This window comes from Shewanella marina JCM 15074 (genome assembly GCF_000614975.1).
Taxonomy (GTDB): Bacteria; Pseudomonadota; Gammaproteobacteria; order Enterobacterales; family Shewanellaceae; genus Shewanella; species Shewanella marina.
In genome coordinates this window covers 361312-374607 of the sequence record NZ_BALM01000001.1, presented here as the reverse complement: position 1 = coordinate 374607, position 13296 = coordinate 361312, and the positions used below count along the sequence as shown (strand labels likewise).

Annotated in this window: 13 protein-coding genes and 1 pseudogene; 1 reads left to right on the top strand and 13 read right to left on the bottom strand. The window is 40.0% G+C overall.

Annotated elements, in window-relative coordinates:
• Positions 1 to 3: 3 nt before the first annotated feature.
• The 3 genes from JCM15074_RS01750 to rpoE are packed head-to-tail and all read right to left on the bottom strand — an operon-like array spanning position 4 to position 2163.
• A complete protein-coding gene (locus JCM15074_RS01750; RefSeq protein WP_025819578.1) occupies positions 4 to 936 on the bottom strand; it encodes a MucB/RseB C-terminal domain-containing protein in 933 nt (310 codons plus the stop codon).
• 14 nt (positions 937 to 950) lie between these two features.
• Positions 951 to 1556, bottom strand: a complete 606-nt coding sequence (locus JCM15074_RS01745) for a sigma-E factor negative regulatory protein (protein WP_025819577.1) — start codon at positions 1554 to 1556, stop codon at positions 951 to 953.
• A 28-nt stretch (positions 1557 to 1584) separates the two neighbouring features.
• Positions 1585 to 2163, bottom strand: coding sequence for an RNA polymerase sigma factor RpoE (rpoE, locus tag JCM15074_RS01740; protein WP_025819576.1), 579 nt, complete (start codon positions 2161 to 2163; stop codon positions 1585 to 1587).
• Between the two features lie 187 nt (positions 2164 to 2350).
• Between rpoE and nadB the strand changes: the two are divergent.
• A pseudogene (gene nadB, locus JCM15074_RS20460) lies at positions 2351 to 3957 on the top strand (L-aspartate oxidase).
• Here nadB and JCM15074_RS01730 read toward each other — a convergent pair.
• The 10 genes from JCM15074_RS01730 to rppH form a co-directional block, all read right to left on the bottom strand.
• Complete coding sequence (locus tag JCM15074_RS01730) at positions 3954 to 4361, bottom strand: protein YgfX (RefSeq protein WP_025819575.1); 408 nt, start codon at positions 4359 to 4361, stop codon at positions 3954 to 3956. The pseudogene nadB and the gene JCM15074_RS01730 sit on opposite strands and share 4 nt — an antisense overlap.
• A complete protein-coding gene (locus tag JCM15074_RS01725) occupies positions 4342 to 4590 on the bottom strand; it encodes an FAD assembly factor SdhE (protein WP_025819573.1) in 249 nt (82 codons plus the stop codon). Before JCM15074_RS01725 ends, JCM15074_RS01730 begins: the two co-directional genes overlap by 20 nt.
• A 26-nt stretch (positions 4591 to 4616) precedes the next feature.
• Positions 4617 to 5525: a transcriptional activator NhaR gene (gene nhaR, locus JCM15074_RS01720; protein ID WP_025819572.1), complete on the bottom strand. Its 909-nt coding sequence runs from the start codon at positions 5523 to 5525 to the stop codon at positions 4617 to 4619.
• Positions 5526 to 5538: 13 nt separating this feature from the next.
• A complete protein-coding gene (locus tag JCM15074_RS01715) occupies positions 5539 to 5919 on the bottom strand; it encodes a hypothetical protein (RefSeq protein WP_025819571.1) in 381 nt (126 codons plus the stop codon).
• Complete coding sequence (gene nhaA / locus JCM15074_RS01710) at positions 5919 to 7091, bottom strand: Na+/H+ antiporter NhaA (protein WP_025819570.1); 1173 nt, start codon at positions 7089 to 7091, stop codon at positions 5919 to 5921. Before nhaA ends, JCM15074_RS01715 begins: the two co-directional genes overlap by 1 nt.
• Before the next feature lie 447 nt (positions 7092 to 7538).
• A complete protein-coding gene (locus JCM15074_RS01705; RefSeq protein WP_025819569.1) occupies positions 7539 to 8390 on the bottom strand; it encodes a thymidylate synthase in 852 nt (283 codons plus the stop codon).
• A 109-nt stretch (positions 8391 to 8499) separates the two neighbouring features.
• Positions 8500 to 9309, bottom strand: coding sequence for a prolipoprotein diacylglyceryl transferase (gene lgt / locus JCM15074_RS01700; RefSeq protein ID WP_025819568.1), 810 nt, complete (start codon positions 9307 to 9309; stop codon positions 8500 to 8502).
• A 77-nt stretch (positions 9310 to 9386) separates the two neighbouring features.
• Entirely contained in the window at positions 9387 to 10187 is an 801-nt protein-coding gene (locus JCM15074_RS01695) for a sulfite exporter TauE/SafE family protein (RefSeq protein WP_025819567.1), read from the bottom strand.
• Positions 10188 to 10250: 63 nt separating this feature from the next.
• Complete coding sequence (gene ptsP, locus JCM15074_RS01690) at positions 10251 to 12479, bottom strand: phosphoenolpyruvate--protein phosphotransferase (RefSeq protein WP_025819566.1); 2229 nt, start codon at positions 12477 to 12479, stop codon at positions 10251 to 10253.
• 15 nt (positions 12480 to 12494) lie between these two features.
• Positions 12495 to 13010 carry an RNA pyrophosphohydrolase gene (rppH, locus tag JCM15074_RS01685; RefSeq protein ID WP_025819565.1) on the bottom strand — a complete coding sequence of 172 codons (516 nt, stop codon included), beginning with the start codon at positions 13008 to 13010 and terminating at the stop codon, positions 12495 to 12497.
• Between the last annotated feature and the right edge of the window lie 286 nt (positions 13011 to 13296).

The window sequence follows — 13296 nt, the reverse complement described above, 5'->3', positions numbered from 1 at the left end:
AACCTACTTTAATGTTAAGCTTTTTGCTAATTTGGTTAATGTAACCGCAGGCACTCGGCCAACAGCAACGACCTCTGCATTACCAACACGCTCTGACACCATCGAAAGACCATTACGAGTCATTAGCTCCGATGGTAAAGGTGTACTGCCTGCTCGTGCAACATAAACGGAAATATTAGCGATACCGTCACTCAATGCGATATATTCAACTGCATTACCTGTACTAATCAACTTATGATGATCACGCGTCATCACCTTAAAGCCTTCAGGTAACCATTTAAACTGCCAATTTTGACCGTCATGCCTTTTTTCTTGCTGCACGACAGGCGGCCATTCTTGTTTTTCAGCTTCAATCAATAACTCAGGCGGTGATTTTAATACCACGAGTTCTATCGCCAAAATTTGTTCGATCAACTGTCGTTGTTGACTCAACATGTCATAGCGCAATGGTAAAAAGCTGTCCATATCAAGCCAGACTTGGTAGCTGTAACGATCATCTTCCTGCGGAATAATACGGATCATCTGCCCAGGGCGCCCTGCAATACGACTACGTCCGCCCAACACAAATTGATAACCTTTAGCTAATTCATCAATATTGCCAGCAAATGCTGCAGGGAAAACACCGGGAATTCGGTTAGTGTGTACGCTATAAGCAGGTTGGTCATGCTCAATAAAAGTCACAGTATCACCTACGCGTACTGCATTTTTGGGCGGGCCATTTAAGTGCTCAAGAAAAGCAACACCTTGACCATCAACTAAACCATGTAGGTAAATTAATGGTCTAATATGATCAGCTTGAAGTTGCACGAGAGAATATTTGAATTGTTTATCGCGTAAAGCCTGACTCATATTATCAAGCCAAGCTTTCGCAGATAATTCCTCTTGAGCATAGGCAACATGACTCAAGAGAACGGCAAACAGCAGGATAAAGCGCAAGCTAACTCCTTGGATTAGTGTCCAGAAACTTTTGGAAGAGCACTATTGTCGCTGATTTCTAGCCCAGGATTCAATCTTTGTTGAAACATATGATCCTGAATGTAGGCATTCACTCGACGACGCTGATCTGCAACCTGCTCATTAGAATACTCTTGTTGTTGCAAAGAGGGCTCAGTCTGGAAACTGACAGGTGATGCACTACCTACCAATGGACGTGTGGTTAACACGGGTAATGGCGCAGTGTTTACACCTGCATCAGTTTGGTTGTAATTTTGTACACCCACAACAGCAACTAATGCAACTGAAGCAGCAATGGCGTATTGACCAAACTGTTTAAATAACGGTACAACCTTAGATTTGCTTTTAGACTCATCTGCTTGGGTAGTTGATTGAACTTGAGGCGCTACAATTGCTGGCTCATCATCAATCGCCATCGCGATACGAGCACTTAGGTCTAAATCAATTGTCGCTGGTAACTCATTACGTAACGTATCACCAATTAGGTGATAATTACGCCACTGATCATGACAGCTTTTATCTGCTGCTAACTCTGCGAGAGTATTAGCATCAGATTCGCCATCAACAGCAGCAGAAACCCACTCTTGACCTAATTTATCCATTATTCACCTGTGTCTCATTAATAGGGTATTATCTTTCCAGCAATGGCTGGAGTTTTTTATCAATTGCCTCTCGCGCTCGGAAGATTCGAGATCTTACTGTACCGATAGGACAATCCATTACATTAGCAATTTCTTCGTAGCTCATTCCATCAAGCTCACGTAATGAAATTGCCAATTTTAATTCTTCTGGAAGGCTTTCAAGCGTATCAAAAATAACTGTCTTAATTTCTTCTGACAGCATTAGTCGCTCTGGTGATGCAAACTCTTTAAGTGCATCACTACCTTCATAATATTCAGCTTCTTCAGCATCTACGTCGTTCGCAGGTGTGCGTCGACCTTGAGACACTAAATAATTTTTAGCCGTATTAACTGCAATGCGATACAGCCAAGTGTAAAAAGCGCTTTCACCTCTAAAGTTTGGCAAAGCACGATAAGCTTTAATAAAAGCTTCTTGTGCTACATCTGCGACATCGGCTTGATTACGCACATAGCGTGAAATCAAGTTAATGACTTTGCTTTGATACTTCTGTACCAGCAGATTAAACGCATTTTTATCACCTCGTTGTACACGCTCAACGAGTTGTTGATCACTAATTTGTCCACTCATCCGAGCCGACTTCTCCCAAATCTAAAATGCTGATTTCTCAGTCGCTCGAATCATTGTCTTTAAAGTAGACTAACGTTCTGCGAAAAAGTTCTATAATTTTTTTAAAAAGTTAACGCTATTGGAATATATCCATAAATTAAAACTTGGTTTACCATAGCTAAACATATTAAGTCATCTTATGATCCCAATGAAACAAGTCGTTGAACATCAATCTGACGTTTTAGTTATAGGCAGTGGTGCAGCAGGTCTTACTCTAGCGCTCCATCTCGCAGAAAAAGCCCAAGTGATTTTACTATCAAAAGGCCCGTTATCTGAAGGCTCCACCTATTACGCACAAGGCGGTATAGCATCGGTATTTGACGAAGATGATACCATTGAATCTCATGTCGCCGATACCCTAATTGCTGGCGCAGGCTTATGTGATAAATCAGTAGTAACCTTTACTGCAGAAAATGCACGCCCAGCCATGCAATGGTTAATCGATACCGGCGTTGCATTTGATAAAGAAGAATCTAGCGATAATTCTGCTCAAGCACAGTATCACCTCACCCGTGAAGGTGGCCACAGTCATCGCCGAATTTTGCACGCGGCTGACGCAACAGGAAAAGAAGTTCAAAACACGCTACAACAGCGGGCGTTGGAACACCCAAATATCCGCGTCTTTGAAAAATACAATGCGATTGATTTAATCACCAGCCGCAAATTACATAAGCCGGGTAATAAAGTCCTCGGAGCTTACGTTTGGAATCGCCAAGTCGAACATGTCGAAACCATTAAAGCGCGTTTTGTCGCAATAGCAACGGGTGGCAGTTCTAAAGTATACCAATACACCTCAAATCCAGATATTGCCTCAGGTGATGGTATAGCGATGGCTTGGCGTGCAGGTTGCCGAGTCGCTAATATGGAATTTAATCAATTCCATCCAACCTGTTTATATCATAGTGAAGCTCGTAATTTCCTATTAACCGAAGCCCTACGTGGCGAAGGTGCTTATTTACGACGACCTGATGGTTCCCGCTTTATGCCGGAATTCGACGAACGTGCTGAACTCGCCCCTCGCGACATTGTTGCACGTGCTATCGACTATGAAATGAAGCGATTGGGTGTCGATTGTGTTTATCTCGACATTACTCATAAACCCGCAGACTTTGTAATTAAGCATTTTCCAACGATTTATCAACGCTGTTTAACTTTAGGCATTGATATTACCACCGACCAAATACCCGTTGTTCCTGCTGCACATTATACTTGTGGTGGTGTAATGACAGATCTACATGGGCAGACAGATCTCAACGGTTTATATGCGATTGGCGAAGTAGCTATACAGGACTTCACGGTGCAAACCGCCTCGCCAGTAACTCATTACTAGAATGTTTAGTATTTGCTCGCGCAGCTGCTTTTGATATTGAACATCAGCTAACTAAACCCCATTGTGATTATAACATCCCTGCTTGGGATGAAAGCCTAGTCACTAACTCTGATGAAGAAGTGGTTATTGCCCATAACTGGCATGAACTTCGTTTGTTTATGTGGGACTATGTCGGAATTGTTCGCTCAAATAAGCGTTTAGAACGCGCATTACGCCGTTGTCATTTGTTACAGCAAGAAATTGAAGAGTATTACAGTAACTTCAGAGTCAGTAATAATTTACTTGAGTTGCGTAATTTGGTCCAAGTTGCTGAACTCATTATCCGCTGTGCCATGTCACGTAAAGAAAGTCGCGGCTTACACTACACTATTGACTACCCTGAACAACTAGCTGAACCAAAGCCAAGTATTCTAATTCCCGACTAATTACGCCTCAATAACCGGCACAAATGACGATAATTTGTGTCGGTTAACATATCAGACCAAACCCAGAATAAACACTTACCTTGCTCGTCTCGTCCATAAAATAGCGTTAACCATGGACTGCACCAATACCAACCCAGTTGTAATTGCCGCTGCAGGCAAATATAACCAATATTGCCATGCACATTTAAAGTAAAATGACACTGCCAATCTCGTAACTGCCAAAACAGATAACTAAAATAAGCCACTGTCGCAATAAAGAAGAGTGTTTTTAATAAGACATAAAGCGGTTGTGAAGATTCTGGCCAATAATAGAAAGAAGCACAACACAGCAGCATTAACCCCAAGAGTGATAATTGCTGCTGGGTTGAATATTTAAGTTGGAAATTATGCTGCTGGACGACCACGGACCAAAATAACCATCTCAGCCAACTCAGGATCAGGACACTGTTCATGGCCCATAAACCAAGCAAATAATTCAGGATCTTCACACTTGAGAAGTCGTATCAGTGCTTGTTTCTGCTGTTGGCTTAACCCGTCATAACGTGTTTCGACAAATGGTGCAAATAACACATCAAGTTCAAGCATACCGCGCCGGCAGGCCCATTTCACCCGAGCTATATCCATCTCATCCATAATCTCAATTCCTTTCATTGTTATTTTTAATATTGTTGCATTTGTTGATCAAGCCCAGCAAATAAATCAGCAAAATCGGTGTCGAGTAGCAGCTTAACGGTAGGATGCTGGATCATACGCTCAGCAAACATCACATGATACTCTTCCATCACATCTGAGGTTTGCCCTAATAAGTGCATACCATGAGCCAATAAATCTTGTTGATATATTGACGGAGCGACAAATATGCCTTGCTTAAAATAGCCAAAGCTCTTCATCATAGCCGCATCATCAAACTCACCTAAAATGCTCACGTTAAGCCCTTGTTCATCAAACCAACGAATAAGTTGTTGACCTAAAGAAGTTCGCCTTGATGGAATTAACAGCTTACCTTGTTGTAAACATTGTGGGAATGGTAACTCAAAAGCTTCTGCACAAAAAAAGCTAACACCACACTCGCCTAATTTTTTAGATAAGATTTCAGGGTATTGCAGTGATGCTCCTGCGCAATCAGATAAAATCATATCAAGCTTATGCTGCCGCAATCTGTCCATTAGATTTTCATGGGTCGACTCAAAACATGACAAATGCATCGTTCCATCATTAGGCACCACACTCAATAAAATTCGACTTGCCAATGCTTTTGATAGTGCATCAGCAATTCCCACTTCAAATAACGTGGCCTCATCTTTTTGATAATTAATAATATCTAGCATTTCATAACTCAAGCTAAACATTTTATCTGCATAGCGAAAAACCAACTGACCGAAGTCAGTCGGTTCTAAATGACGACCTACACGTTTAAATAATGGAGCATTAAAGCGTTGCTCTAATGCTCTTATTTGACCAGTAACCGTTTGCGGAGTTAAAAAAAGAGCATCAGCAGCCTTCGCTACTGAGCCCTTCTTGGTGACCATCCAAAAGTAATAAAGATGGTTATAATTTAGATGAGACATACCACTCGATAGATTATTCTAAGCGCTGACAATGCAATAGACTTTGCACTGAGCTTTGTAATTCGTCAACTGTAGTAATCTTCTCATTTTGAATTGATTCAGAAACACCTTGCATTAATTCATCACGATTAGGAATTCGATCACGACAATATTCACGATTCGCTTCTTGAAACCGTTTACCTCCCCTGTATTTTAATGCACGTGATTCATAATCCGATGCCACAATACGCTTACCAAAGGTGTTGTGTTTAAACATCAAAGCACCATCAACAACACCTTCAATATAAGCATGACACATTGGATCATTTATATCTTTTTGGCATATTTTGAGTTGATTTGCCGATGCAGGCATAACCAACACTGACAATGATAAAGCTAAAATCCATTTATTCATTACTTACCTCCCGTATCAGGCAATACTTTTGATAGCCACACATAACCAATCGTAGCTGCAAACATAGAGCCTATCAAAATACCTAATCGAGCTAAATCAGCTAAAGCTAAACCACCATGTTCAAATGCTAAAGATGAAATAAACATCGACATTGTAAAACCAATACCACACATCACAGAAACAGGTGCAATATGTCTCCAGCCAATACCATCAGGCAACTGAGCTAATTTTAATTTAACAGCAATAAAACTAAATAACATCACACCGATTGGTTTACCTAATAATAAACCTAATGCAATTCCCATTGGCACAGGAGAAACGACACTCTCAATACTCATGTTACCTAAACTGACTCCAGCATTAGCAAAGGCAAAGATAGGTAGAATGATAAAGGTACTCCATGGATGTAATTTATGTTCTAGTGATTCAGAAGGCGAAGTACCATCCTTTGCACGTAACGGGATACAGAATGCGATAATAACGCCAGCTAGCGTCGCATGAACGCCTGATTTTAATACTGCAACCCATAGAATCATGCCTAATACAGCATACGCACTTAAGTTAGTCACACCTTTACGGTTTAGAATAATCAAACCGGTCACAGATAAAGCGGCGATAATCATGCTTAGCATCGATAAATCACTGCTGTAAAATAAAGCGATAATAACAATAACACCAAGGTCATCGATAATTGCCAACGCTAATAAAAATACTTTTAATGCAACAGGAACACGGTTACCCAATAACGCCATAATACCTAAAGCAAAAGCAATATCAGTTGCAGCTGGAATTGCCCAGCCCATCTTAGTCACAGGATCTGCATAGTTAAAAAATAGATAAATTGCAGCAGGTACTACCATGCCACCAATAGCGGCAAATGTAGGTAAAGACGCTTTAGAAACGCTCGATAAAGCCCCTTCTAATAACTCACGTTTAACCTCAAGGCCAATCAATAAAAAGAAAATCGCCATTAAGCCATCGTTAATCCACAATAACAAAGGCTTATTAATATCTAAGGCACCTAATCTAACCTGCATTTCAGTCGATAATAAGTTGACATACTCATCAGATAACGGTGAGTTTGCCAATAACATAGCAAGTACCACAGCAACTAAAAGTAAAATACCTCCAGCTGACTCCTGCCCTAAAAAATTCTTAATTGCTCGTTCCATTACTTGCTCCAAAAAACTGAATATATCGAGTGTAATTGAATCCATACCAATAACATATTCGATAGTTTTTACCTTAAACATCGGAAATTCCGAGCTATAAAGGCTTAAAGAGTCGAATAACTAAATACTACGGCTTAAATTAGCAAGTTGCACACAAAGCTCAATCTGCACTGTAACATCGACTCAATATATTTTTTTATCATTATCATTACATACTGTTAAAATATAAATGACTATTAGGGACTCGCCAAACAAAATAGAGTGACCAAAGTCACATTGTTATATATAAGTTAATAATTTGATTAATAAATCACAGATACGACTATTATTTAAACAATACGAACACACGCCATTTATTAATAAACACTCAACCGCTGAGATGAAGCTTAAAAAAATCGTAAAAAAAAGCCTAAACTGAACAGTTTAGGCTTTTCAAGTCTCTAATAATTAGACTGAAAATGGATACTTAATCGCATCATGATGCTGATAACCAACAACCTCAAAGTCATCAGTAGTCACCCATGTCTCAACATCTTCTAATGTCTTAATGTCTGGGTTAATACGTAATTGAGGTAAAGGTAAAGGCTCACGCTTTAATTGTACATCACGCATTAATTCAAGCTGGTCTTCGTAAATATGGCAATTGACCATTTTATGGTATGCCTGACCAGGTTTATGACCTGTTATTTGTGCAAACAATTGCAATAAAACAGCGACTTGTACAGCATTAAAGTTTAACCCTAACGGACAATCTACTGAACGTTGCATGCTATTTAAGTACAACTTGTCGCCCAGCAGCGAAAAATGATGTGTATGCATACATGGACGTAAACAGCCCATATCAAACTCTCCGGGGTTATAGAAAGTGATAATTTCGCCGCGATCATCAATGTTATTTTTTAAATCTTGATAAACCTTGCGTACCTGATCCAACGAACTACCATCTGGCTTAGCCCAGCGACGACCTTGAACACCATATACGCGCCCCATATCGTCAATTCCTTTACGATGCGGATTATTTAACCATGCCTGGTTGTCATTGGCATTAGCGTTCCAAGTATTACAACCAATCGCTCTAAACTGCGCTGCATTATCATAACCACGTAGGTAGCCTAATAATTCAGCAATGGCTGCCTTGTAAAAACTTTTACGAGTGGTCACTAACGGAAATTGATTATGTTCTACATCATAAGTAAAGTCGGCATTAATCACAGTTAAACAACGTTTACCTGTACGTTCGTTAGTCACCCATTCACCTTCATCGATGATCCGCTGACATAGTTGTAAATATTGCTTCATTTTTCGACTCTACTATTAATTTTGTTCAAATATAAAGGGGGATAATTGCAACTGCAATATCCCCCTTAAATTCTGCGTTAATTGCCGACCGTTATATTAACATAATAGCTTAAGCTTTTTTAGGTACATGGCGATAAATCAAATACAGACCAAATAGCACCATAGGGACCGATAGTATTTGCCCCATAGTAATAAAGCCAAAATAGAAACCTAACTGCGGATCCGGTTGACGTACCGTTTCTACAATAATACGGAATATGCCATAACCGACAAGGAACATGCCTGATACCGCACCAACCTGACGTGGTTTACGAGTGTACCAATATAAGAGTGTGAATAGCGCAACGCCTTCTAAAGCAAACTGATATAACTGCGATGGATGGCGCGGTAGCGGACCACCATTAGGAAATATCATCGCCCAAGGAACATCTGTTACTCGGCCCCATAACTCATCATTAATAAAGTTACCAATTCGGCCAGCACCTAAGCCAATCGGTACAACAGGAGCAACCATATCTGCCACAGCAAAAAATTGACGTTTCTGAGTTTTAGCAATATATAACATGGCTAAAATCACCCCAATCAAACCACCATGAAATGACATACCACCATCATAAATCTTAAACAAATATAATGGGTTAGCTAAAAACAGATCAAAGTTATAAAACAACACATAACCAATACGACCACCTAAGATAACACCGAGGAAGCCATAAAAAAGCAAATCAGAAACTTGATCGCGATTCCATAATCCATTTGATCTGTCGGCCTTACGGTTAAGTAACCATAACGCTGCAATAAATCCGACCAAATACATAAAACCATACCAGCGTAATGCGGGCTCAAAACTGTGTCCAAAAATTTCAAATGGTCCAACAGAAAACATAATTGGATCAATATGAGGATATGATAATGCCATAGCTATTCCACTAAAATTTCATCGAAATGAATAATTAAAAATCTATAATTGTTATACAGTTATCTTTGGTTGCTCAGTTAACTAAGCAACATTTTTAAACCAATTACGGCTAATAGTAACGCAAAAATCTTTTTAAGTACCGATGTCGGCCAAACACTTGCAGCCTTTACACCTAATGGCGCAATAAAAATCGATGTAATCACAATACCTAATAATGCCGGTAGATAGATATAACCTAATGTAAACTCAGGTAAACCAACCTGATCCCAACCTGAAATGATATAAGCAAAAGTCCCTGATATTGCGATTAACAACCCAGTAGCAGAAGACAAACCAACCGCTTTTCGCATCTCAAGGCCACACCAGCTTAAAAATGGAACTAATAACGCACCTCCACCAATGCCCATCAATCCTGCAATTAATGCAATAAAGATCGCAATAATAAATAGACCGACAGAATTCGGTAAGGTTTCAGCACGATTGGGTTTTACTGGGTATAACATCTGTACCGACATCACCAATACAAACACGGCAAAAAAAACCGTTAAACTAGCACCACTGATTTTATCAGCAATAAATCCAGCAGCTAAGCCACCAACAATGATACCAGGGAAGATTTTAGGGGCTAAAGGCCAACTAATATTGCCACGCTTATTATGCGCATATACAGATGATAATGAAGTCAAAATGATAGCAGCGAGAGAAGTCGCAATGGCTACATGCGGAATAACATTACTAGGGAAGCCTACACTAGGCAAAATATACAACAATGCGGGGACGATGATTAAGCCACCGCCAATACCTAACAATCCTGCTAAAAAGCCAACCACAGCACCTAATGCCACACAGATTAAGAAAAGCTGCACTACAGTGTCCAAGACTGCCCCTTAGCAAAATATAAATTTTAAAATAAGGGACATAGCTTAAAGCATAAAAGCCAATTAGTTAACTAATTCATCTAAGCCATTTTCTATAAGAAACAACTTCACTTTATGCTTTACTGCTTCACCATTTCGTTGTTGTAGCACTTGATCCAATAATTGTTGTAAATTTTGACTATCAATACGGCGCAGCATATATTTTACTTTTATGAGTGCACTCTGGTTCATGCTTAAACGGGTATATCCCATAGCGATTAACAACAGTGCGCCATACAACTCCCCCGCTAACTCACCGCAAACGCAAACCTCTAAATTATTTAAGGTGCAATCAAAACGTGTACGATGTAATGCTCTTAATACGCTCGGATGATAGCTATTATAAAGTTCTGCAACTTTAGGATTGTTACGATCGACTGCAAGTAAGTATTGAGTTAAATCATTGGTTCCTATTGAAACAAAATCAACACGATCGGCAACTTCACTCAGTTGATACAACAACGATGGCACTTCGACCATCACCCCAATTTTAGGTGGAATTAAGTTGTTGCCTTGCTCATGGCTAATTTCCAAATAAGCCTGCCTAATATAGTCGAGAGCCAAATCAATCTCTTCTATATTTGACACCATAGGTAACAAAATACTTAATTGTTGACGACCAACAGATGCCAACATCATTGCTCGCAGTTGCACTAAAAATAACTCGGGGTGATCTAATGAAAAACGGATACCCCGCCAGCCTAAAAATGGATTAACCTCTTTTAAAGGAAAATAGGCTAATGGTTTATCGCCACCGACATCTAACGTGCGCATTACCACTTCTTTACCAGCAGCGGCATCTAACACTTGTTGATAAACTTTAACCTGCTCAGATTCGCTAGGAAAACGTCGATGCAGCATAAATAAGATTTCAGTGCGATATAAGCCGACACCTTGTGCACCAACAAATGATTTAGGTAATGCACTGATCAAACCAATATTCAGTAATAAACGAAAATATTTACCGTCAAGGGTTACATCAGGCAAAGCCACATCATCAGTGAAGCGCTTTAATTTAATTTGTTGTGCAGACAATAAGCTGCGATATTCTGCAATGATAGAGGCAGAAGGTGCGACCAATAGCTGGCCTCTATCCGCATTAACGATCACTTGTTGGTGATTAACCTGAGCAAAAATATCAGACTCGATACCGATAAGTGCAGGAATAGATAATGCACGGGCAAAAATAGCGGCGTGAGAGTTAGCGCCGCCCACTTCAGTCACGATACCTTTTAGATTGGCAAGAGGAAACTCTGCCAATAATGTTGTGTCGGCGTCTTTGGCAAACAACACCACCGGCTGGTTAGGGGGAAGCTCTAATTGTTCTGGCTCAATTAATTGTCGCAGTACTTTTTTACCAAGATCGCGAATATCATTAGCGCGCTGCTGTAAGTAACTATCAGCCATCGCTTCAAACTGTTTGATATATTTTAGCGTGACACGGCTCACCGCTGTTTCTGCGATAACACCTAGCCTCACTTCCGCTTCATACTCACCAGCAAGGCTTGTGGGTTGTAATAGATGTAATAAAGCCGACAAGATGCCAGCGAGTTCTTCATCTTGTTGCTCATCAAAGCGTTGAATTAGATTATTAATACTTTCAATACAGCGCGAAACTGCACTGTCTAAGCGGGATAACTCATATTGAATTCTATCGGTGAAGACTTCAGCTTGAACAATATCAATCTCACCACCGAAAACCAGTGCTTTACCTATGCCAATACCTGCAGAAACACCGGTTGCATGGTATAAAACTTGATGTTGCGAATGGTAAATTTGTTTGCGCTTTAAATTTTTAATTAAAGTACCAAGGTGAGCCGCTAACGTCATCAAAAAAGCTTCTTCACCCGAGCTAAACTGCCGACTGGTAGCTTGTTGAACCACTATGACGCCCAGCACTTTCTTTTGGTAGGTAATCGGAACAGCAAGAAAAGCTCGGTATATCTCTTCACCAATCTCAGGAAAAAGTTTAAAGCGACGATGTTGGCTAGCGTCGGCCAAATTAATCGGCTCCTCACGCTCAACGACTAACCCCACAAGGCCTTGAGACATCGGCATCTTTACGACACCGACCGCCTCTTGTGCTAATCCTTCAGTTGCAGACAAAATCAAATCTTGCTGTTCAAGCAGGTAAATTGAACAACATTGAGTCGCCATAGCTCGATTAACTTCTTCAACAAGTATCGACAATGCAGCTGCAATATTCTTAACACTCGCAACTGCTTGTGTTATATCCCTGAGTGTATTTAACACGATATCATCCTAATGCTAATAACGTTTAAATCTTTTCCTAATTGGCTCTTTAGCTTGAAAAGGCAAAGCAGTAGCTGCAAACTCTTTCATCACTTTCCGGTAAACATCTCTTTTAAAAGACACTACCTGTCTAACCGGATACCAATAACTGACCCAACGCCAGTCATCAAACTCAGGATGACCTGATGAATTTAAATTTACAGCAGAATCCTGACTCTTTAATTGCAATAAAAACCATTTTTGTTTTTGGCCGATACATACCGGCTTACTATCTTGTCTCACTAAACGCTTTGGTAGTCGATAACGTAACCAAGACCGGGTCGATGTCAAAATTTGTACATGTTCAGGTTTTAAACCAACTTCTTCATACAATTCTCGGTACATCGCTTCTTCGGCTGACTCTCCGTCATCCACCCCACCTTGCGGGAATTGCCAAGAGTGCTGCCCAAATCGACGGGCCCACATAACTTGACCATAGCGATTACAGATAATGATGCCCACATTCGCGCGAAAGCCGTCACTATCAATCACATGGACTCCAATTGTAGATAAACTTTATTAACTCTGATTGTTTCATAAAGCATGGCTGGCGGCAAACTCCTATTTACACGATATAGCGGATAAATTCTGCAAATAGCACAAGGTTATCAACAGCGACTCTTCAACAAATAAAAAGATATCCACATTTTCTGTGGATATCTCTGTTTGAAACTCGGGTATATTTGGTTAAAACTCTCTAAAACTTTTTATAAGATAATATTAAAAACAACCTAAACACAAAATAATTTCTTCAAAAACAACAAGTAAAAACAAATCA